The sequence below is a fragment of the Nonomuraea sp. NPDC003560 genome (genome assembly GCF_042878785.1).
Lineage (GTDB): Bacteria > Actinomycetota > Actinomycetes > Streptosporangiales > Streptosporangiaceae > Nonomuraea.
The window spans coordinates 220,892-242,564 of sequence record NZ_JBIAOF010000015.1 but is presented as its reverse complement, the minus strand read 5'-3'; the positions used below and the strand labels follow the sequence as shown (position 1 = coordinate 242,564).

General features: G+C 71.3%; 18 protein-coding genes. 9 read left to right on the top strand and 9 right to left on the bottom strand.

Translation table 11 applies throughout. The features are described 5' to 3' along the window. Positions 1–116 precede the first annotated feature (116 nt). The 5 genes from ACFYUV_RS44110 to ACFYUV_RS44090 are packed head-to-tail and all read left to right on the top strand — an operon-like array spanning position 117 to position 5,319. Positions 117–1,481, top strand: coding sequence for an extracellular solute-binding protein (locus ACFYUV_RS44110; protein WP_387680247.1), 1,365 nt, complete (start codon positions 117–119; stop codon positions 1,479–1,481). After that, on the top strand, positions 1,456–2,382 hold the full coding sequence (locus tag ACFYUV_RS44105) for a sugar ABC transporter permease (protein ID WP_357977328.1): 927 nt from the start codon (positions 1,456–1,458) through the stop codon (positions 2,380–2,382). The genes ACFYUV_RS44110 and ACFYUV_RS44105 overlap by 26 nt, the downstream gene beginning before the upstream one ends. Next, on the top strand, positions 2,379–3,197 hold the full coding sequence (locus tag ACFYUV_RS44100; protein WP_352364067.1) for a carbohydrate ABC transporter permease: 819 nt from the start codon (positions 2,379–2,381) through the stop codon (positions 3,195–3,197). Before ACFYUV_RS44105 ends, ACFYUV_RS44100 begins: the two co-directional genes overlap by 4 nt. Then, positions 3,194–4,240: an ABC transporter ATP-binding protein gene (locus tag ACFYUV_RS44095; protein ID WP_364338303.1), complete on the top strand. Its 1,047-nt coding sequence runs from the start codon at positions 3,194–3,196 to the stop codon at positions 4,238–4,240. The genes ACFYUV_RS44100 and ACFYUV_RS44095 overlap by 4 nt, the downstream gene beginning before the upstream one ends. 32 nt (positions 4,241–4,272) lie before the next feature. After that, on the top strand, positions 4,273–5,319 hold the full coding sequence (locus tag ACFYUV_RS44090) for a DNA polymerase IV (protein ID WP_387680243.1): 1,047 nt from the start codon (positions 4,273–4,275) through the stop codon (positions 5,317–5,319). Between the two features lie 85 nt (positions 5,320–5,404). Here the strand turns inward: ACFYUV_RS44090 and ACFYUV_RS44085 are convergent, their stop codons facing one another. Beyond that, entirely contained in the window at positions 5,405–5,614 is a 210-nt protein-coding gene (locus ACFYUV_RS44085; RefSeq protein WP_132622197.1) for a ubiquitin-like protein Pup, read from the bottom strand. 149 nt (positions 5,615–5,763) lie between these two features. Here ACFYUV_RS44085 and ACFYUV_RS44080 point away from each other — a divergent pair, with 149 nt between their 5' ends. Continuing rightward, positions 5,764–6,168 carry a hypothetical protein gene (locus tag ACFYUV_RS44080; RefSeq protein WP_352327589.1) on the top strand — a complete coding sequence of 135 codons (405 nt, stop codon included), beginning with the start codon at positions 5,764–5,766 and terminating at the stop codon, positions 6,166–6,168. Positions 6,169–6,193: 25 nt separating this feature from the next. Here the strand turns inward: ACFYUV_RS44080 and dop are convergent, their stop codons facing one another. The 6 genes from dop to ACFYUV_RS44050 form a co-directional block, all read right to left on the bottom strand. Beyond that, on the bottom strand, positions 6,194–7,711 hold the full coding sequence (dop, locus tag ACFYUV_RS44075; RefSeq protein WP_358299020.1) for a depupylase/deamidase Dop: 1,518 nt from the start codon (positions 7,709–7,711) through the stop codon (positions 6,194–6,196). 86 nt (positions 7,712–7,797) lie between these two features. Then, a complete protein-coding gene (locus ACFYUV_RS44070) occupies positions 7,798–8,877 on the bottom strand; it encodes an acyltransferase family protein (protein ID WP_387680239.1) in 1,080 nt (359 codons plus the stop codon). A 66-nt stretch (positions 8,878–8,943) separates the two neighbouring features. Continuing rightward, positions 8,944–9,963, bottom strand: a complete 1,020-nt coding sequence (locus tag ACFYUV_RS44065; protein WP_387680236.1) for a pyridoxal-phosphate dependent enzyme — start codon at positions 9,961–9,963, stop codon at positions 8,944–8,946. Between the two features lie 65 nt (positions 9,964–10,028). Next, positions 10,029–12,287 carry a carbamoyltransferase HypF gene (gene hypF / locus ACFYUV_RS44060; protein WP_387680233.1) on the bottom strand — a complete coding sequence of 753 codons (2,259 nt, stop codon included), beginning with the start codon at positions 12,285–12,287 and terminating at the stop codon, positions 10,029–10,031. 147 nt (positions 12,288–12,434) lie between these two features. Next, a complete protein-coding gene (arc, locus tag ACFYUV_RS44055; protein WP_357706964.1) occupies positions 12,435–14,198 on the bottom strand; it encodes a proteasome ATPase in 1,764 nt (587 codons plus the stop codon). 204 nt (positions 14,199–14,402) lie between these two features. Further along, complete coding sequence (locus ACFYUV_RS44050) at positions 14,403–15,254, bottom strand: tRNA (adenine-N1)-methyltransferase (RefSeq protein ID WP_352326892.1); 852 nt, start codon at positions 15,252–15,254, stop codon at positions 14,403–14,405. Between the two features lie 55 nt (positions 15,255–15,309). Here ACFYUV_RS44050 and ACFYUV_RS44045 point away from each other — a divergent pair, with 55 nt between their 5' ends. Then, a complete protein-coding gene (locus ACFYUV_RS44045; protein WP_387680229.1) occupies positions 15,310–16,401 on the top strand; it encodes a GNAT family N-acetyltransferase in 1,092 nt (363 codons plus the stop codon). Between the two features lie 188 nt (positions 16,402–16,589). After that, positions 16,590–17,060, top strand: coding sequence for a hypothetical protein (locus tag ACFYUV_RS44040; RefSeq protein WP_352364046.1), 471 nt, complete (start codon positions 16,590–16,592; stop codon positions 17,058–17,060). Positions 17,061–17,632: 572 nt separating this feature from the next. Here the strand turns inward: ACFYUV_RS44040 and ACFYUV_RS44035 are convergent. Continuing rightward, the gene (locus ACFYUV_RS44035) at positions 17,633–19,171 is read right to left on the bottom strand and encodes an FHA domain-containing protein (RefSeq protein WP_387680226.1); all 1,539 of its coding nucleotides are present in this window, start codon (positions 19,169–19,171) and stop codon (positions 17,633–17,635) included. Between the two features lie 316 nt (positions 19,172–19,487). Beyond that, positions 19,488–20,624 (bottom strand): site-2 protease family protein, encoded by a 1,137-nt coding sequence (locus ACFYUV_RS44030; RefSeq protein WP_364338295.1) that lies wholly within the window; start codon positions 20,622–20,624, stop codon positions 19,488–19,490. A gap of 116 nt (positions 20,625–20,740) precedes the next feature. Here ACFYUV_RS44030 and ACFYUV_RS44025 point away from each other — a divergent pair, with 116 nt between their 5' ends. After that, a complete protein-coding gene (locus ACFYUV_RS44025) occupies positions 20,741–21,601 on the top strand; it encodes a RecB family exonuclease (protein WP_352364040.1) in 861 nt (286 codons plus the stop codon). Positions 21,602–21,673: the final 72 nt, after the last annotated feature.

The following is a 21,673-nucleotide window of genomic DNA, read 5'->3' as shown; positions in this document are numbered from 1 at the left end:
CTGTCTGCACTTCCCACGATCAGCTCACGGCGAACCGTTCATCAGATCGTTTCTTTACGCCCGCCACACCCCGTGCGATTGTCGGTATGTCTGCACGTCCTGAACAGGAGGCCGACTTGCGACTTCCCAGCCGGCCCGCGCTCGTCGCGGCCGCAGCCGTCCTGGCCCTCACCTCCTGCGGCTCCGGCACCCAGTCCGGGGGCAGCATCACCCTCACCATCACCGCCAACTCCATCGAGGGCGGCAAGAACTCCGAGTCCGCCGCCTGGATCAAGAAGTGGGTCATCCCCGAGTTCGAGAAGACCCACCAGAACGTCAAGGTGCTCTTCCAGGGCAACGGCGTGGACGACGAGCAGTACAAGACCAAGATCGCGCTCGACCTCAAGTCCAGGACCGGGGCCGACGTCATCGACCTCGACGGCATCTGGGTCGGCGAGTTCGCCCAGGCCGGATACATCAAGCCGCTCACCGAGGTCGGCGGCGCCGGCGTCGAGCAGTGGGAGGGCTGGTCGCAGATCCCGCAGGCCGTCCAGGGCCTCGGCATCTTCGACGGCAAGAAGTACGGCCTGCCCCAGGGCACCGACGGCCGCGTGCTGTTCTACAACAAGGCGCTGTTCAGGAAGGCCGGGCTGCCAGAGACCTGGCAGCCGACCAGCTGGCAGCAGATCATCGACGCCGGCGTCAAGCTCAAGGCCGCCGGGGTGCCCACGCCCCTCCAGATCGACGCCGGCACCGCCATGGGCGAGGCCACCACCATGCAGGGCGTGCTGCCGCTGCTGGCCGGCGCCGGGGCGGAGATCTACGCCTCGGGCAAGTGGACCGGCGCCTCCCAGGCCGTCAAGGACGTCCTCGGCTTCTACCAGCAGGTCTACGGCGGCAGCGGGCTCGGCGACCCCAAGCTCCAGCAGGAGGCCAAGGGGCGCGACAAGTCCTTCGCGCAGTTCGCCGCCGGCAAGATCGCCATCCTGGCCGAGAGCGACTACTTCTGGCGCTCGGTCATCGAGCCCAAGGCCGGGGTCGCCCCCATGCCCGACCGCGACCAGGTCGTGGGCTACGCCAAGATCCCGGCCAGGCAGCCCGGCGGCGGCATCCGCGGCCAGGACTTCGTCAGCATGTCCGGCGGGGCGGTCCGCGTGCTCAACCCCTTCTCCAAGAACCCCAAGGCGGCCTGGGAGCTGCTGGCCTTCATGCACTCGGCCGCCGCGACCAAGTCGCAGCTGGCCGGGAAGGCCCGCGTCAGCGCCCGCACCGACGTCAACGAAGAGGTGCTGAGCGCCGACCCCATGCTCAAGTTCGTCGCCGACGAGGTGCTGCCCATCACCGCCTACCGGCCGGGCCTGGCCGTCTACCCGCAGGTCTCCACCGCCCTGCAGGAGGCCACGGCGGCCGTGGTGGCCGGGAAGAGCGCCGACGAGGCGGCCGCGGCGTACCGGAGCAAGCTGGAGGGACTGGTCGGTGGCGCGGCCAACGTCGGCGGCTGACGCCGCCGGGCTGGGCCGGGGCAGGGCGGTCGCGTTCGTCCTGCCCGCCCTGGTCCTGATCGGCGTCTTCCTGCTCTTCCCGGCCCTGTGGACCATCTACCTCGGCCTGACCGACTACCGGCTGACCGGTCTGGCCGCCGCCGACCCCCAGGTCGTCGGACTGGACAACTACACCGCCGCGCTCGCCGACCCGCGGTTCCTGTCCTCGCTGTGGCTCACCCTGCTGTACGTCGGCGGCTCGGCCGTCGTCGGGCAGGCCGGGCTGGGCTTCGCCCTGGCCTGGATCCTGCGCTCGCGCACCGGCCCGCTGCGCCGGGTCGTCGAGGGCGCGGTGCTGCTGTCGTGGATCCTGCCCAGCACCGTGGTCGGCATGTTGTGGTTCGCGCTGCTCGACCGCGACGACGGCACGCTCAACGCCCTGCTGCACACGCCGGGGTTCGCCTGGCTGCTGGACTACCCGCTGCTGTCGATCATCGTCTTCAACGTGTGGCGCGGCACCGCGTTCTCGATGATGCTCTACTCGGCCGCCCTGGAGAACGTGCCGCCCTCGCACCTGGAGACCGCCCGGCTGGCCGGCGCGAGCGTGCCGCAGCAGCTGCGCGACGTGGTGCTGCCCGCCATCAGGCGGCACGTCCTGACGAACCTGCTGCTGATCAGCCTGTGGACGTTCAACGACTTCACGCCGTTCGTGCTGACCGGCGGCGGGCCCGAGGGCCGCTCGGAGATCCTGCCCGTGTACGTCTACCGCGTCGCCCTCCAGGACGGGCAGCTCGGCGTGGGCGCCGCCATCTCCTTCCTCATCCTGCTGATCAACCTCGTCTTCGCCCTGGCCTACCTGCGGTTGCTGCGCGGACGTCGCCGCACGCGGGAGGTCGCCGCCGCCGGAGGACCGCCCGCATGATCCGCCACACGCTCGGACGGCTGGCCGCCACCGTGTTCGTCGCCGTCGTCCTGGCCTTCTTCGCGCTGCCCATGCTCTGGCTGGCCAGCGCGCCCTTCGACGACACGCCGACGATCACCACGTCGATCCCCGAGTTCACGTTGCGCAACTTCGCCGCCGTTCTGGACAACCCGTACGCGCTGGGCTCGATCCGCAACTCACTCATCCAAGGGGGCGGGGCGGCGGTGCTGGTCGTCGTCCTGTCGGCGCTGGCCGCCTACGCCCTGTCGCGGGTGCGGCTGCCCGGCCGTGACGTGCTGCTCTACCTGCTCCTGCTGCTGTCGTCCGTGGTCACCGGCACCGCGGCGATGGTGCCGATCTTCGAGCTGGCCACCCGGCTCGGCCTCATCGACACCCATCTCGGCGTCGTCCTCGTGGTCTCGGCCGGTCTGCTGCCCGCCGCGATCTTCATCCTGAAGGACTTCATGGACGAGACGCCCACCTCCTACGAGGAGTCCGCCCGGGTCTTCGGCGCCTCGTCGCTGCAGATCCTGCGGCACATCGTGGTCCCGCTCGTCCGGCCGGGGCTGGCCACCATCGCCGTGTGGGCGCTGGCCAGCGTGTGGGGCGGGTTCCTGTTCCAGTTCATTCTGCTGCGCGACCCCGAGAAGGCGCCCGGCTCGATCATCCTCTACACGCTCTACACCGAGGGCGGCGCGCCCCGGCTCGACCTCATCTCCGCCTTCTCGCTGCTGTACTCCCTGCCGGTGGTGCTGATGTACCTGTTCGTCTCCCAGCGGTACGGTTTCCGCTTCCACGGAGGAATCAAGCGTTGATTTCCCTGCACGGCCTGACCAAGGTGTTCCCCGGAGGCGTGCGCGCGCTCGACGACCTCGCCCTCACCGTCGAGGACGGCGAGTTCTTCGCCCTGCTCGGCCCCTCCGGCTGCGGCAAGACCACCCTCCTGCGCAGCATCGCCGGCCTGGAGACCCCCACCTCCGGGACCGTCGCCATCAACGGCAAGGACGTCACCGCGCTGCCGCCGGGCGAGCGCGACGTCGCCATGGTCTTCCAGGACTACGCGATCTTCCCCCACATGGACGTCACCGCCAACATCGCCTACCCGCTGCGCATCAGGAAGGTCCCCCGCGCCCGCCGGACGGAGAAGGCGGCCGAGGTCGCGGCCCGGCTCAGCCTCACCGAGCTGCTGCTGCGGCGTCCGTCCGAGCTGTCCGGCGGCCAGCAGCAGCGGGTGGCGCTGGCCCGCGCGATCGCCTGCCACCCGGCCGCGTTCCTGTTCGACGAGCCGCTGTCCAACCTCGACGCCCGCCTGCGCCTGGAGGCGCGCACCTTCCTCAAGCGGCTGCAGCGGGAGCTGGCCGTCACCACCGTGTTCGTCACCCACGACCAGGCCGAGGCGCTCGCGCTGGCCGACCGCATCGCCGTCATGTCCAGGGGCTCGATGATCCAGGTCGGCACCCCGGCGGAGATCTTCCACCGGCCGGCCACCACGTTCGTGGCCTCCTTCATCGGCTCCACCCCGATGAACCTGCTGCCCGCCCAGGTCACCGGCTCCGGGCTCAAGGTGGCCGGCGCCCTGCGCCCCCTGCCCGACGGCCTGCCCCCGGACGACGACGCCCCCGTGACGTACGGCGTGCGCCCGGAGTACATGGACCTGTCCCCCGCCGAGCGCCCCGACGCCTTCCCCGGCGTCGTCTCCGTCCTGGAGAACATGGGCACCCACACCCTCATCACCCTGGAGTCGCCGGACGCGCTCATCCAGGCCGTCGTGCCGGAGGGCGAGGAGCCGCCGCTCGGCGCCGCCCGCTGGGCCGTGCCGCGCCGCGCCCTGGTCTACCGCGACGACCGGCTGCTGTGACCCCGGGGCGGCCCGCCTCGCATACTGGACTCATGGCCAGGGCCTGGATCCTGCACGTCGACCTCGACCAGTTCATCGCCGCCGTCGAGCTGCTGCGCCATCCCGAGCTGCGCGGCAGGCCCGTCGTCGTGGGCGGTTCCGGCGACCCCGCCCAGCCGCGCACGGTCGCCGCGACCGCCACCTACGAGGCCCGCGCGCACGGCGTGCACTCCGGCATGCCGCTGCGCACCGCGCTGCGGCGCTGCCCCGACGCCGTCTTCCTGCCCAGCGACCCGCCCGCCTACGAGGCCGCCTCCGAGCGCGTCATGGCCGCCCTGCGCGAGCTGCCGGTGCTGGTGGAGGTCTGGGGCTGGGACGAGGCGTTCGTCGGCGCCACGACCGACGACCCCGAGGCGCTGGCGGCCGACCTGCGGCGGGTCGTGCTCGACCGCACCACGCTGAGCTGCTCGGTCGGCATCGGCGACAACAAGCACCAGGCCAAGCTCGCCTCGGCCTTCGCCAAACCGGCCGGCGTCTACCGCCTGACCGGCGAGAACTGGGCCGAGGTGATGAACGACCGGCCGACCGACGCGCTGTGGGGCATCGGCGCCCGGACGGCGAAGAAACTCGCCGGGCTCGGCCTGCGCACGGTCGCCGACCTGGCCGCCGCCGACCCCGCCGAGCTGGCCCGCGCCTTCGGTCCGGTGAATGGCCCCTGGTACCACTACCTGGCCCTCGGCAGGGGCGAGGCCGAGGTGGACACCACTCCCTGGGTGGCCCGCGGTCACAGCCGCGAGATCACCTTTCCCCGTGACCTCACCGATCGGGAGGCCGTCGCCGGCCAGGTGGCCGATCTCGCCGGGCAGGTCGCCCGCGACGCCGTGGCGGCGGGGCGTCTCTGCGCGCGGGTGACGGTCAAGGTGCGCTTCACCCCGTTCCTGACCCGTACCCGGCAGTGCACGCTCCCCGGGCCCACGGCCGACGCCGGCGCGCTGACCGAGGCGGCGCTCGCCGCGCTGGGCCGCTTCGACCTGGACCGACCGGTCCGGCTGCTCGGCGTGGCGGTCGACTACACGGCGCCCGACCGAACTCCTGGCTGAGTGCCAGAGGAGTGAGCCCCGGCCGCATCGGCCGGGGCTCATCCTTCCCCATGGTCAGAGCGGTGAGGACAAGGCCCTACTGGCCCTACTCGCCACCCTTTTGCACATAGGAACGCACGAATTCCTCTGCGTTCTCTTCGAGTACTTCGTCGATTTCGTCCAGGATCGCGTCGACATCGTCAGTGAGCTTCTCCTGTCGCTCCTGCACGTCCGGCGCCGCCGAGGCCTCGGTCTCCTCAACTTCGGCCTCACGCCGGCCGGTCTGCTTCTGCCCGCCGGTGTCCTTGGTTGCCATGTCCTACCTCCGCTTGGGGGACTGCCTCTAAGGCATATCTTCCCCGAACCGGACGACATTTCGCGTCGAACACCCTGCGATCTTGGCGGCTTGACTGGATAGCGCTCCTATCCAATAATGGATCCACCTATACACAAGGAGATCCCGACATGTCGCCTTCGTCGCTGCACACGGCAGGTGTGCTCCTCATCACAGTCCCCGGCGTCGCGTTCGGCGGTGTGACGCTGCTGCGTTTCCTCATGCGCAACGAGCCGGGCTACCTGGACAACCCCGTCCGCAGGGGCCTGTGGCGGGCCGGGCACGCGCACGCGGGCGTCCTGGTGCTGTTCAGCCTGGTCGCGATGGTGTATGTGGACCAGGCGAGCCTGTCCGAAGGCGTGAAGGCGCTGACGCGCACGCTCATCGTGGCCGCGCCCATCCTGATGCCGCTGGGCTTCTTCCTGTCGGTGCTGCGTCCGCGCGACACCAAGCCGAACCGGCTGATCTGGCTGACCGCGGTGGGCGGCGCCTCGCTGGCCGCGGGCACGCTGACGCTCGGCATCGGCCTGCTGTGAGCCCCGGGACGCCCCGGGGCCCCGGCTACTCCCCGGTGCCGGTCAGCGCCGCGACCAGCTCGGCCGCGGTGCGGCAGCGGTCGAAGAGCTCGCCGACGTGGGCCTTGGTGCCGCGCAGCGGTTCGAGCGTGGGCACGCGCTGCAGGGACTCCCGGCCGGGGATGTCGAAGATCACCGAGTCCCAGGAGGCGGCGGCCACCGACTCGCTGTACTGGCTCAGGCAGCGCCCGCGGAAGTAGGCGCGGGTGTCGGTCGGCGGCAGCTCGATCGCGCGCTCGACCTCCTCCTCGCTGATCAGGCGCTGCATGCGCCCGCGCGCCACGAGCCGGTTGTACAGGCCGCGGTCGGGGCGGATGTCGGAGTACTGGAGGTCGACGAGCTGCAGCCGCGGGTGGGACCAGGGCAGGCTGTCGCGGGTGCGGTAGCCCTCCAGCAGCTCCAGCTTGGCGACCCAGTCGAGCTCGCGCGAGAGCTGCATCGGGTCCTCGGCCAGGCGCGTGAGCACGGACTCCCAGCGGTCGAGGACGTCCTTGTTCATCTCGTCCTGGGCGGTGCCGCGTTCCTCGACGTACTTGCGGGCCTGCTCCAGGTACTCCATCTGGAGCTGCACGGCGGTGAGCCTGCGGCCGTCGCGCATCGGGATCTCGTAGCGGCAGGTCGGGTCGTGGCTGACCGCCCGCAGCGACTGGACGGGGTTCTCCACGGCCAGGTCGCGGGTCAGGAAGCCCTCCTCGATCATGGCCAGGACGAGCGCGGTGGAGCCGAGCTTGAGATAGGTGGAGATCTCCGACATGTTGGCGTCGCCGATGATCACGTGCAGCCGGCGGTACTTCTCGGGGTCGGCGTGCGGCTCGTCGCGGGTGTTGATGATGGGCCGCTTGAGCGTGGTTTCCAGGCCCACCTCGACCTCGAAGAAGTCGGCGCGCTGGCTGATCTGGAAGCCCTCGCCGCGGGAGTCCTGGCCGATGCCGACCTTGCCCGCGCCGGTGACGACCTGCCGCGAGACGAAGAACGGCGTCAGGTGCCGGACGATGTCGGCGAACGGCGTGGCCCGCCGCATCAGGTAGTTCTCGTGGCAGCCGTAGGAGGCGCCCTTGGCGTCGGTGTTGTTCTTGTAGAGCTGGATCGGCGCGTTGGACGGGATCGCCGAGGCGCGGGTGGCCGCGTCGTACATCACGCGCTCGCCGGCCTTGTCCCAGATGACCGCGGCCCGCGGGTTGGTGCACTCCGGCGAGGAGTACTCCGGGTGGGCGTGGTCGACGTAGAGCCTGGCCCCGTTGGTGAGGATGACGTTGGCCAGCCCGAGGTCCTCGTCGGTGAGCTGGCTGGGATCGGCGACCTCGCGGGCCAGGTCGAAGCCGCGCGCGTCGCGCAGCGGGTTCTCCTCCTCGAAGTCCCATCGCGCTCTGCGCGCGCGGGCCGCCGAGGCGGCCAGGTAGGCGTTCACGACCTGGGAGGAGGTCACCATCGCGTTGGCGCCTGGCTGACCTGGTACGGAGATGCCGTATTCGGTCTCGATGCCCATCACCCGACGCACCGTCATGCAACACCCTCTGTTCGTCCGGATCTGCCTATCCGCCGTTTATATGCCCGAGCCTATGCCCTTCACAGTGCCCCGAGGCCACAGAGTTATGGCACCGACGCCTTCTGAATCTGTACGGCGGAGCTTGTTGTGGTTTGCGGTGATCTGCGGGGCTTGAGGAGTCGCTGGATCGGCCGTTCGGCAAAGGAGTAGATCAGATACGACAGCACGACGGCGGCCAGCGTCGTGACCAGGGCCACCGCCCAGGGGGGCAGGTCGCCGGTGAGCAGCGGGATGAGCGCCGCCGCGGTAACCCCATGGAAGAGGTAAAGCGGGTAAGTGGTGGCGCCCAGCGCGGTGAGCGTCCTGGACGGTTTGAGACGGATCAGGCCGAGGGCCACCAGGGCCATGGCGGCGAAGATCAGGGTGAGGGTGACGATCACGCCGGTGTCGGTGACGGGCATGTTCTTGAACCCGGCGGCGTCGATGCGGCGGTGCACGCGGCCCAGCGCGGCGGGAATGGCCATGGCGTATCCGGCGGCCACGTACAGCCACGGGAGCAGGGCCTTGCGGTTCTGGTGGATGAGATAGAGGGCCATGCCGGCGACGAAGTAGGGGGCGTAGTCGGGCATGACGATCTCGTTCAGCAGATCGTTCTCCACGAACCTGGCGGCCAGCGCGACGGCCAGCCAGACGCCCGAGAAGACCAGCACGCGCCCGTACGTGACGCCGGCGATCACCAGGATCGCGATCAGCAGGTAGAAGCGCAGCTCGGCCCAGAGCGACCAGTAGACGCCGCTGGCGTCGGCCACCTTGAACAGCCGCTGGAACATGGTGGCGTTCACCAGGTACTGGCCTGGTGAAAGTTTTGGGTCCAGCGCGGTGGCGCCGGTCAGCCCGTACAGGGCCGCCACCGCGCCGAGGCTCAGCCAGTACGCCGGGTAGAGCCGCACCAGCCGCGACCGGGCGAACGCCCCGAGCCCCCTCCCCCACACCGTCATGAGGATGACGAACCCGCTGATGACGAAGAACAGCTCGACACCGAGGATGCCCAGCCCGGCGAACGGCGCCAGCGCGGGGAACAGCGCGGCGGGCCTGGCCCCCCAAACCGAGGCGAAGGCCACCAGGTAGTGGAAGGCGACGACCGCCAGGGCGGCGAGGAAACGCAGCAGGTCGAGCTCGGCCAACCGGCCGTCTCCCCGAGCATGCTTTGGCCGGTTAGCTTGATGCACGCCCTTTTGACGACCCGCTGATCACTTTGGTTCCACGGGTCCCTCTGTTCCCACCAGCAACACGCGTGCGGACGGGCCGAGCGCGATCGCCTCGCGGGTGCCCGGGTCGAGGGCGAGCAGCCCGGCGGCCCCCGCCGCGCCGCACTCCGACAAGGCCACCCCGCGCTCGGCCAGCAGCGCGGCGGCCTCGGCGGCCTGCTCGTCGGCCACGGTGACGAACAGGTCGGCCTGGCGGCTCAGCAGGTCGAAGGCGATCAGGGACGGTTCCAGGCAGTCGAGCCTGCCCAGGCGCGTGGGCGAACCGGTGGCGTGCACCGGCCGTCCCGCGCGGGCGCTCTCCAGCAGGCAGGGCGCGCCGTCGGGCTCGACCACGACGATCCTGGGCTGCTCGCCCCAGCGGTCGCGCGTGTACCCGGCCGCGGCGGCGGCCAGCCCGCCCACCCCGGCCTGCACGAACACGTGGGTGGGCGGGATCTCGATCTCGTCGAACAGGACGGTGTAGCCGCGCATCACGTCCAGGGGGATGTCGTCGTAGCCCTCCCAGGAGGTGTCGGCGACCAGACGCCAGCCGTGCTCCTGGGAGGCGTGCAGGGCGGCGGCCAGGCTGGCGTCGTAGTCGCCGCCCTCGCGGCGGACCTCGGCGTCCAGGGCGCGCAGCCGGTGCGCGAACGGCTCGGGCACCTGCTCGCTGAGGTAGACGACGCAGTGCGCGCCGAGCTCCCTGGCCCCGGCCGCGACCGAGATGCCGTGGTTGCCGGCGCTGGCGCAGACGTACGTGGTGCCGCCGCCGTCGCGTTCGGACAGCCGGTGCACGGCGTAGGCCCCGCCGAGCGCCTTGAAGCTGCCCAGGCCCATGCGGCCGCTCTCGTCCTTGACGTGCACGGTGCCCGCCTCGGCCAGATCGGTCAGGGTGTGCACGGGCGTGGGCCGGTAGGCCGGGTGCCGGGCGAAATGGGCGCGGGCGAGCCGGGCGTGCTCCACACCGATCAGCTCACGGTCGCGTTCGGCGTAGGGCGTGCGGCCGGGGTTGAAGAAATGCATGATCGCCATGCTAGGACGGGCCGGGCGGCGTTCCCCGGCACCTGGCGGGCGCGCCCGGCCGCATGTCACGCGGACCGGTCGCGGGCGGCGGCCACGGCGGCCTGGCCGAGGCTGAGGCCGCCGTCGCCGGGCGGCACCCGGGTGTGGGTGAGCACCCGGAACCCGGCCCCGCGCAGGCGCTCGACGGCCCGTTCGAGCAGCAGCGCGTTCTGCAGCACCGAGCCCGACAGCGCCACGGTGTTCAGGCCGGTGCCGTCCCTGAGCATGACGCAGCAGCGCACGACGGCGTCGGCCACGCCGTTGTGGAAGCGGCCCGCGATCGAGCCGGTGGCCACCCCGGCCGCGACGTCGGCGGCGGCGGCCCGGACGAGGTCGGCGGCGTGCACGACGAGCAGGTCGCCCTCGGTGATGGTCGCCGGGTACGAGCCGCTCTCGGCCGGGTCGGCGCGCTGTTCGAGCTCGGCGGCCGCCTGCCCCTCGTAGGTGACGGCGTCCCGGATGCCGAGCAGCGCCGAGACGGCGTCGAACAGCGGCCCGGCGCTGGAGGTCATGGGCGCGCCCAGCCCGGTGCGGGTCCGGGCCAGCACGTCGGGCCAGTGGGCGGCGTTGCGGCGGACGACGTCCAGGCCGGGGTGCTCGTCGCGCAGGTAGGCGGCGGCCATGCGCCACGGCTGGCGGAGCGCGGCGGCGCCGCCGGGCATCGGGACCAGGGCCAGGTGGCCGAGCCGGTGGCAGGAGGTCAGGTCGGCGCGCAGGAACTCGCCGCCCCACAGCGTGCCGTCGAGGCCGTGGCCGGGGCCGTCGAGGGCCACGCCGATCACCGGGCCCGTCTCGCCGTTGTCGGCCAGGCAGGAGGCGATGTGGGCGTGGTGGTGCTGGACGCCGACCAGCTCGACGCCGGTCAGCTCCAGGGCGTGCCTGGTGGACAGGTAGCCGGGGTCGAGGTCGTGGGCGACGACCTCGGGACGGATGTCGAACAGGCCGCAGAAGTGGTCGATGCCCTCGACGAAGGAGCGCAGGGTCTCCTGGTCGTCCAGGTCGCCGATGTGCTGGGACAGGAACGCGCGCCGGCCGCGTACCAGGCAGAAGGTGCTGCGCAGCTCGGCGCCGCAGGCCAGCACCGGGCGGGGCGCGGGACGGCGCAGCGTGAGCGGCTCGGGCGCGTGGCCGCGGGCGCGGCGCAGCACGGTGTGCCCGCCGGACCAGGGGCGCAGCACCGAGTCGTCGGCGGGGACGTGGATGGCCCGGTCGTGGACCAGGAAGGCGTCGGCGATGCCGCCGAGCCGGGTGACCGCGTCGGCGTCCTCGTAGGCGATGGGTTCGTCGCCGACGCTGCCGCTGGTCAGGACCATGGGCTCGGCCAGCTCCGCGAGCAGCAGGTGGTGCAGCGGCGTGCAGGGCAGCATCAGGCCGAGGTCGCGGCTGCCGGGCGCGACGGCGTCGGCGACGGGCGCGCCGGGCAGCCGGGGCAGCAGCACGATCGGGCGCGCGCGGCCGGTGAGCAGCGCCGCGCCCTGCCCGTCGACCGCGCACAGTCGGCGGGCCTGGTCGAGGTCGGCGACCATGACGGCGAACGGCTTCTCCGCGCGGTGCTTGCGGGCCCGCAGCGCCGCGGCGGCCTCCTGGTGGGCGGCGGGCACGGCCAGGTGGAACCCGCCCAGCCCCTTGACGGCGACGACGCGGCCGGCCCGCAGCAGGGTCGCGCAGGCGCTGACCGGGTCGCCGCACAGCTCGGCGCCGCGGGCGTCCAGCAGGCGCAGGGACGGGCCGCAGGCCGGGCAGCAGGTGGACTCGGCGCGGAAGTGGCGGTCGCCGGGGTCGTGGTACTCGGCCGCGCAGCCGGCGCACATCGCGAACCCGGCCATGGTGGTCAGCAGCCGGTCGTAGGGCACGCCGCGCACGACGGTGAAGCGCGGCCCGCAGTTGGCGCAGGCGATGAACGGGTAGCGGTGGCGCCGTCCGGCCGGGTCGGCCAGCTCGCGCAGGCAGTCGTCGCAGGTGGCCAGGTCGGCCGGGACGAGGGCGCGGCGCGGGCCGGCCGGGTCGCCGGCGGCGATGCTGAAGCCCCGGTGGCCGGCGGGCGCGCCGCTGACGACGGTGACGCTCTCGATCTCCGACAGGGCGGGCGCGTCGCGCTCCAGCGCGGTCAGGAACTCCTCGACCCCGGCCAGGGCGCCCTCGACCTCGATGAACACCCCCTCGACGTCGTTGCGCACGCGGCCGGCCAGGCCGAGCCTGCTGGCCAGCGAATACACGAAGGGGCGGAACCCCACGCCCTGGACGACGCCTTCGACGCGGACGTCCACCCGTTTACGGACGGTCACAGGCCCCAGTGTGCGCCTCACCAAGGCGGCTTGTACGCCGGATGACGCGTGTCGCGGCCTTCCTCTCAGGAAGTCAAGGTGCCCATCTCCCCCGGTGGGCATGGAAAGGGCCGCGCGGACGGCCGCGCGGCCCTTTCCAGACGTTCCCTACAGGTACTGGCCGGTGTTGGCGACCGTGTCGATCGAACGGCCGGCCTCGGTGCCCTGCTTGCCGGAGACCAGCGTGCGGATGTAGACGATCCGCTCGCCCTTCTTGCCGGAGATGCGGGCCCAGTCGTCGGGGTTGGTGGTGTTGGGCAGGTCTTCGTTCTCGGAGAACTCGTCGACGCAGGCGGTGAGCAGGTGTTGCACCCGCAGGCCCTTCTGGCCGCTCTCCAGGAACTGCTTGATGGCCATCTTCTTGCCCCGGTCGACGATGTTCTGGATCATCGCGCCGGAGTTGAAGTCCTTGAAGTAGAGGACTTCCTTGTCACCGTTGGCGTAGGTCACCTCGAGGAAGCGGTTCTCCTCGCTCTCGGTGTACATGCGCTCCACCACACTCTGGATCATGCCGTGGATGGTCGCCTCGCGAGAGTCGCCGTGCTCGGACAGATCGTCGGGGTGCAGGGGAAGCTCGGCCAGCAGGTACTTGGAGAAGATGTCCTTGGCCGCCTCGGCGTCGGGCCGCTCGATCTTGATCTTCACGTCCAGGCGGCCCGGCCGCAGGATCGCGGGGTCGATCATGTCCTCGCGGTTGGAGGCGCCGATCACGATGACGTTCTCCAGGCCCTCGACGCCGTCGATCTCCGACAGCAGCTGAGGGACGATGGTGTTCTCCACGTCGGACGAGACGCCGGAGCCTCGGGTGCGGAAGATCGAGTCCATCTCGTCGAAGAACACGATCACCGGGGTGCCCTCGGAGGCCTTCTCACGGGCCCGCTGGAAGACCAGGCGGATGTGCCGCTCGGTCTCGCCGACGTACTTGTTGAGCAGCTCCGGGCCCTTGATGTTGAGGAAGAAGCTCTTGCCGGACTGGCCGGTCTTCTCCGCGACCTGCTTGGCCAGGGAGTTGGCGACCGCCTTGGCGATGAGCGTCTTGCCGCAGCCGGGCGGGCCGTAGAGCAGCACGCCCTTCGGGGGACGGAGTTTGTGCTCGCGGAACAGGTCGGCGTGCAGGTAGGGCAGCTCGATGGCGTCCCTGATCTGCTCGATCTGCCGCATGAGCCCGCCGATCTCCTCGTAGGAGATGTCGGGGACCTCCTCGAGCACGAGCTCTTCGACTTCGGACTTGGGTATGCGCTCGTAGACGTAGCCGGAGCGGGGTTCGAGCAGGAGCGAGTCACCGGCCCTGATGGGCTGGCCGACCAGCGAGTCGGCCAGTCGCACGACGCGCTCCTCGTCGGCGTGCGAGATGACCAGGGCCCGCTTGCCCTCGTCCAGCAGTTCCTTGAGCATGACGATCTCGCCGACCTCTTCGTAGCCGAGCGCCTCGACCACGTTGAGTGCTTCGTTGAGCATGACCTCCTGGCCACGCCTCAGCGAGTCGACGTCGACGGCGGGGCTGACGTTCACCCGGAGCTTGCGCCCTCCGGTGAACACCTCGATCGTGCCGTCTTCTCGGGCTTCAAGGAAGGTGCCGAAGCCGGACGGCGGCTGCGCCAGCCGGTCGACCTCCTCCTTGAGAGCGACGATCTGGTCCCGGGCCTCCTTGAGTGTGGCCACCAGGCGCTCGTTCTGGCCTGTCACGGCCGCGAGATTCGCCTGTGCCTCATGGAGACGTTCTTCGAGGACTCTGGCCTGACGGGGTGACTCGGCCAGCTTCCGCCTCAGCGCGGTGATCTCCTCCTGGAGGAAGGAGACCTGTGTTGAAAGATCAGCGACCTCCCGTTCGCGCTGCGCGGCTCGAGCCTCAGCATCATCGCGAGCTGCCACGCCCCGTCACCTCCTTCCCAGTCGAGGGCGACTACTAAGGACCTTACCTATCTCGGGCCCCTCCGTAACCTGGCCGGGCAGTGTTCGTCGAGTGACATGCAGTATTCGGTGAATAATCCCCAATGGTGCGTTTAATACTCCCAGCATATGAACACGGCGATCTGTTCCCGTGTCACGCACCAACGCACCCTCGTGGCCAAATTGTCATAGTTCCTCGGTGGTTCCCTTCGGTCGGCGGCGTCGCGGTGGCGGCGTCACTCCGTCTGCCATGCGGCGGGCGCTGACGAGGAAGCCGGTGTGGCCGATCATCCGATGATCGGGACGAACCGCGAGCCCTTCGACATGCCAGTCGCGAACCAGGGTCTCCCACGCATGAGGCTCAGTGAAACACCCGTGATCGCGAATGGCCTCCACGGTCTTGGACATCTGGGTGGTGGTGGCGACATAGCAGCAGATGACGCCGCCCGGCGTGAGGGCCTTGGCGGCGGCGTCGACGCACTCCCAGGGGGCCAGCATGTCGAGGATGACGCGGTCGACGTCGGCCTCGTCGATCGAGGAGACCAGGTCGCCGACGACCAGGCGCCAGTTGTCCTCCATCGGGTCGCCGAAGAACTTCTCCACGTTCTTGCGGGCCACCTCGGAGAACTCCTCGCGGCGCTCGTAGGAGGTGACGTGGCCCTCGGGGCCGACGGCGCGCAGCAGGAAGCAGGTCAGGGCGCCGGAGCCGACGCCGGCCTCGATCACCCGGGCGCCGGGGAAGACGTCGGCCATGCCGACGATCATCGAGGCGTCCTTGGGGTAGATGACGGCCGCGCCGCGCGGCATCGCCAGCGTGTAGTCCTGGAGCAGGTGGCGGAAGGCGAGGTAGGCGGTGCCGCCGGAGGACCGCACGACGGAGCCTTCAGGCTGCCCGATCAGCTCGCTGTGCGGGATGGCGCCCTTGTGCGTGTGGAAGACGCCGTCCTGCTTGAGCGTGATCGTGTGGCGCTTGTTCTTGGGGTCGGTGAGCTGCACCTGATCCCCTGCCTGGAACGGCCCATGCCTGCGGAAACCCATGTCGGCAAGGTTATATGGGTTTCTCACGCCTCCGGACGCACGGTATCTATGGGGGATGCTCCCGCGCGACGTGATCTCCACCGGCCCCCTGATCCTGCGAATGCCCGCCGACCCCGACGCAGAGGCGATCGCGCGCATGATGGACGATCCCGTCACCGCCCGGCATCTGCCGCTGGTGCCGTCGCCGTACCGGATCGAGGACGCCCGCGCCTACCTGAAGTTCGCCGAGGACAAGTGGGCGTCGGGCGGCGCGGAGTGGGCCGTCACCGAGGACGGCCGCTACTGCGGCGCGATCGGGGTCCGCCCGCCCGACCGCTGGGGCACGGCCGAGATCGGCTACGTGGTGGCGCCGTGGGCGCGCGGCAGGGGCGTGGCCGCCCGGGCCGCCAGAGCGGTGTCCGACTGGCTCACCGACCAGGGTGTGCACCGGGTGGAGCTGCAGGCCGAGGTGGAGAACGTGGCCAGCCTCAGGGTCGCGCTCAGGGCCGGGTTCCGCGAGGAGGGCCGGCGGCGCAAGGCCAAGCGGCTGCGCGACGGGCGGTGGGCCGACCTGGTGTCCTTCGCCCGGATCGCCGGGGAGCCGGCGGCGGCCGAGGAGCCGTACCTGCCGTTCTTCGACGGCGGCGAGCTGACCGACGGCGTGGTGCGGCTCGTGCCGCTCTCGGTCGAGGACGCCCCGGAGTACCACCGGATGATGTGCGACCCGAGCGTGACCGCCTACTCCCTGACCCCGCCCGCCTCCCTGGAGGAGGACGAGCAGCGCTGCCGCTGCACCGGCTACTGGTGGGTCACCGGGCAGCGGATCGAACTGTCGGTCAGGGACGCCGCCACCGGCGCGTTCGCCGGGCACCTCCAGCTCATGCAGGTCCTCCCCGTGCTCGGGCAGGCCATGATCGGCTACTCGCTGGCGCCGGACTTCCGCGGCAGGGGGTTCATGACCCGCGCGGTGCGGCTGCTGGTCGACTGGGCGTTCGCGCGCACGGCCCTGCACCGGGTGGTGGCGGGCACCGACGTGGTGAACGCGGCCTCGCACGCGGTGCTGGAACGTGCCGGTTTCAGCAGGGAGAGCCTGCACCGGGAGCTGTTCCCGAAGCCGGACGGCACGCGGGCGGACGACGTGGAGTGGGTGCGGCTGCGCTCGTCGTGAACGGCTCGACCGGCTCTGCCTGCGAAATGCGGAAAAATCGCAATTTCCTGTTGAGGGGTAGTCAAGAGCCGCGTCGAGGGTGATACTCCGGGCACCGTTCGGAGTTTCGCGTGATCGGGCCGCGCGATCTCTTCCCCCCTCCACCCGAGGGAATCACCGCGATGCCAAACAACCGTGTCGATATCGCCATGCGTGAACTCATCACCGCGTTCTCCTGCCTGGAGGTCGCCGACGTGATCGATCGGCTCGCGCGCGCCGCGGCGGCCGTGGCGGGCACCGCGTACGCCGGGTTCGTGCACGTGGACGTGCTGCGGCGGGACGCCCGTCCGCTGCACGTCCACGCGCCGCCGGGAGACCCGCTGCGGGTGCGGCGCTGGTTGTCGGGGTCCGGGGTGCTGAAGGAGCTGGCCGCCGCGGAGGGGTCGCTCCGGCTGGCGCGGGACGAGACGATGGGCGAGCCGGGGTTCCTGGCCGTGCCGGTGCCGGCGCAGGTGCGCGACCACACGTTCGTGTGGGTGGCGGGACGGGGGTTCCAGGAGGGGGACGAACACCTGCTGAGCCGGTACGCGACGGCGGCGGGACGCGCGGTGGAGGGGGCCCGCGGCCTGGAGGCGGCCGTGCGCCTGCTGCGCGGCGTACGCACCTTCCGCCCCACCTGACCCCAGCCCCGGCTACCTTCCCGGACCGCCCGCCCCTTCGGGCATGGGCCGCCCCTTCCGAACCCCCACCCCCTCGAAACACCTGCGCCTTCGGGCCCGCATGCCCCTTCAGGGGGCTGCACCTTCGGGCCTGCTGCCCTTCGGGACGGGCTGCACGTTCGGGACACCCACCCTCTCGGAACGGCTGCGCCTTCGGCCCCGCCACCCCTTCAGGGCGACCTGCACCTTCGAAACGCCCGCCCCTCGAAAGGCTGCACCCTCCGAACTTCCGCCCCCTCGAAACTGCTGCACCTCCGAACTTCCGCCTCCTCGGAACGGCTGTCCCGTTGGCACGGCTGCCCCTTTGGGACGGCCCGGATACCTCTTTCGGAAAGGGCCGCGAGCCCGGTCCTGACTTTTCCCGAAATATCGCCCAGCGCCCACGAAATACCCTTACTCACCCCCTCCCCCGACCCTGGCAATTCCCATTCAGTCATTTGCCACCGAACATTCTTGACGTCTTTCCTCAAGGGTTTCCGGAAACACGAACGCCCGCACCCCAGGAAAGAGGTGCGGGCGGACAGGTGCCGGGATCAGCCCCGGTGGGCCTCGAAGCGGAGCGTGCGGGAGACGCCCACGCGGACCGTCGTGCCGGGCGCGATGGTGACCGGCTCGTTGGGCGGGATGTCGTAGAAGTTGGGGTCGCCGGGCGGCTGGATCTGGGTGCCGTTGACCGAGCCCAGGTCGACCAGGTTGACGTCCCAGCCGTCGAGGGCCACCCGCAGGTGGCGGCGCGAGACCGAGCCGTCGGGGCTGGTGACCTTGGCCGGCCGGGCCGAGCCGCCCGCCACCTCGGGCGCGCGCTCGGGGTCACGGCCCAGCAGGTAGTCGCTCTCCAGCGGCAGCGCCGTGCCGTCGTCGAGGATGAGCACCCCGAGCGAGGGCCGCGGCCCCTTGTACGGCACCAGGGTCCGCTGCACCAGGGCGATGCCGCAGACGGCGCAGTAGGGCACCCTCGGGTCGTTGAAGTGGTCGTTCTTGCAGTCGACCCCGTAGACCAGCGGGCGGTCGCCGTGGTCGCCCTGCTGCTGCTCCTGCGGCGGCGGCCCCGGGTGGTCGAAGTGCTCCGGCGGGCCGAGCACGGGCGGGGCCGGCTGGTCGAAGTGATCGGGCGGGCCCATGTGCTGCTGCGGCTGGTCGGCCATGCCGTTGCCGGACGGCGGCAGCTCGTCGTAGGACGGGAACTGCTGCTGGGGCTCGGGCTGGGGCTGCTCCTGCACGGGCAGGAAGGGAGGCTGGTCCTGGGGCGGGAGGTAGGGCGGCTGCTCGTGCCCGAACGGGGCCTGCTCCTGGCCGAAGGGCGGCTGCTCGTGCCCGAACGGCGGCTGGTCCAGCGACGGCGGACCGGAGTGAGGACCGGAGTGGGGACCGGGCTGGGGGCCCGGGTGCGGGACGCCGGCCTGCGCGCCCGAGGGCAGACCCTGGACGATCGGCGGCTGGTCGGCCAGCGGATAGGGAGGCCGCTCGACGGGCCGCTCCACTGGCCGCTCGGGCGGCGGCGCCAGGTCGGGCTCCATGTGCAGGGCCGTGTTGGGCATCTCGCTGGTGAGCGCCCTGGACCGGTCGGCCGCCTGCCCCTGGGAACGGACGTGCGACGGCTGGTCGGTGAGGTCGCCGATCAGGCCGCCGCCGTGGACGACCCCGCCCTCGAAGCCGACCGCGGGATGCGCACCGCCGGCGCCGGGCAGGGTGAGCTCGACGCGCTCGACCGGGCCGCTGATCAGCCGGTCGGCCCAGGTGAGGGAGTCGCTGCCGGCCAGGCGCGTCTCGCCGCCGGAGGTGCTGACCGAGGCCGAGGCCGAGCCGCTGACCAGCACGGCCACGCCGCCGTCGACGGGACCGGCGACCGCGCACGTGGCCGGGTCGCCCGCCATGTTGGCGGCCAGCACCTGCGCCGCGCGGCGGGCCAGCGCCCGGCCGTCGCCGCCGGAGGCCGCCGTCTCGCGCAGCGCCTCGATCAGGCCGTCGGCGGCCGCCTCGCCCGCGTCGCACACCAGCAGCAGGCCGCCGATGTAGGCGACCAGCCCGTCGCCGGGAAGGGGACGCACCACTCCGAAGCCCTGGCCGCTCATGCGCCCTCCCTCATGACGACCGTGCTGCGCTCATCGGTGCCCTCGCTGCGCTCGGTCACTCAACTCTCCTCCCGGAAGCCGGCGGTATTACGGCACCCGCACTGCCGTGCCGGCCACCAGCCATACGCATACCCAGACGACGACGCCGTGTCGCGGCCCAGGCGTCTCGATTCGGTGAACCGGTGGACCACGACCAACCCGTCAACTGTGCAAGTTCGGCCAAACAGAAGACTATCGGCCCGCCGTCCTGGCATCGAAATCGCCGGGCTAAGGGAAGTGGCCGGACAAGACCTTAGCCGCAAACGCGCCGGGCATGTCAGACCCCGGTGAAGACGCGGTTGACGTCGGCGGTGGCGAGCACGCCGTAGATGTCGCCGCCGTGCTCCACCAGCAGGTACTCACCCGCGGGGGCCGAGCGCATGGCGTCGATGAGCGGCTCGCCGGTCAGGTCGGCGGCCAGCACCATGGTCGGTTCGAGCGCCTTGGCCAGCGAGCCCACGTCGACCCAGGGGCGCCGGTGCTCGGGGGTGGCCTGGACGGCGGCCTCGTTGACAATGGCGACCGGCCGTCCGTCGTGATCGACCACCACCAGGGCGCCCGCCCGCTGCTCGGCGGCCTGCCGCAGCGCCTCGGCCAGCGGCGTCTCGGCCGCCACCGGGATCGCCCTGCGGGCCAGCGCGCGCGCGTTGACCTGCGGGATGCGGGCGCGGATGCGCGCCACGCGCAGCGACTGGGTGGCGCCCATCCAGATGAAGGAGGCCAGCACCACCGGCCACAGCAGCTCGACCGGGTCGAACTCCTGCCCGCTCGTCATCGACGTCGCGAACGGCAGCACGACCAGCAGCACGGCCAGCACGCGCCCGCCCCAGGCGGCCACGACCGTGCCGGAGCCGGGGTTCCTGGTCAGCTTCCACACGCCCGCGCGCAGCATCCGGCCGCCGTCGAGCGGCAGGCCGGGCAGCAGGTTGAACACGCCGACGATGAGGTTGGCCACCCACAGCTGCCAGATGAGCACCTCGGCGATGCCGCCGTCGTTGATCACGTAGGTGTCGGCGAGCAGGCCGAGCCCGGCCAGGCCCAGCGACAGGGCCGGCCCGGCGGCGGCGACCAGGAACTCCTTGCCCGGCGTCGGCGGCTCCTTCTCGATCTCCGACACGCCGCCGAGGAAGTAGAGGGTGATCCGGCGCACCGGCAGGCCGAACATCTTGGCCAGCACGCTGTGGGCCAGCTCGTGCAGCAGCACCGAGACGTAGAGCAGCACGGCGAAGACGAAGGCCACCGCGTAGGCGACGGTGCTGTCCAGCTCGGGCAGCATGTCGCGCATGCGGGGGCCGAACATGACGGTGATGAAGGCAGCGACGATGAACCACGTCCAGGAGACGTACACCGGGATGCCGAAGGGCCGCCCCATCCGAAGGCCGGGGAACTCCTGACGCGGGCTCTGCTCGCTCACCGCACTCCTCGTACGTCCATTACGTGCTGTTGCTGCCTCGATGCTACGCGCCGGATCACGTGATCCTCGTCCCGGCGAGGGTTATTCTGTCGGGCTCTTGACCTAGAGTGCGGTGCATGACGTTGACCGAACCGGTGATCATCGGAGCTCTCTCCCCGTCCCGGGCAGGCGATTTCATGACCTGTCCCCTGCTCTACCGGTTCCGGGTCATCGACCAGCTGCCCGAGAAACCCTCCCCCGCGGCCGTGCGCGGCACCGTGGTGCACGCCGTCCTGGAGCGGCTCTACGACCTGCCGGCGCCGCGCCGGTCGGTGCAGGCGGCGCTGGAGCTGCTGGAGCCCCAGTGGCAGCGGCTGCTGCAGGAGGACGAGCAGTACGCGCGGATGTTCGCCGACGACGCCGAGCAGGCCGAGTGGCTGGCGCAGGCGCGGGCCATGCTGGAGCGCTACTTCACGCTGGAGGACCCGACCCGGCTGGAGCCCGCCGAGCGCGAGCTCTACGTGCAGGCGGTGCTCGACGGCGGCCTGATGCTGCGGGGCTACGTCGACCGGCTCGACGTGGCGCCCACCGGCGAGGTCCGGGTGGTCGACTACAAGACGGGCAGCGCGCCCGGCCCCGACTTCGAGGCCAAGGCGCTGTTCCAGATGAAGTTCTACGCGCTGGTGCTGTGGCGGCTGCGTGGGCAGGTGCCCCGGCTGCTGCAACTGGTCTACCTGGGCGGGCGCGGCGAGGTGCTGCGTTACGCCCCCGACGAGGCCGACCTGCTGGCCACCGAGCGCAAGGTGATGGCGCTGTGGACGGCGATCGAGCGGGCGCTGGAGACCGGCGAGTGGCGCGCGCGCCGCAGCCGGCTGTGCGACTGGTGCGACCATCAGGCGCTGTGCCCGGAGTTCGGCGGCACCCCGCCGCCGGTGCCCGACCGCCAGCCCGGCGACACGGTGCGCAGCAACCGGCGCGCGGCCACCGACGAGCTGTAGCCCTGGGCCCGTAGCCCTCCCGCAGGCCGCACCTTATCCTCCGAAGGGAGGAGTTCAAGGCTCTCACCTGGG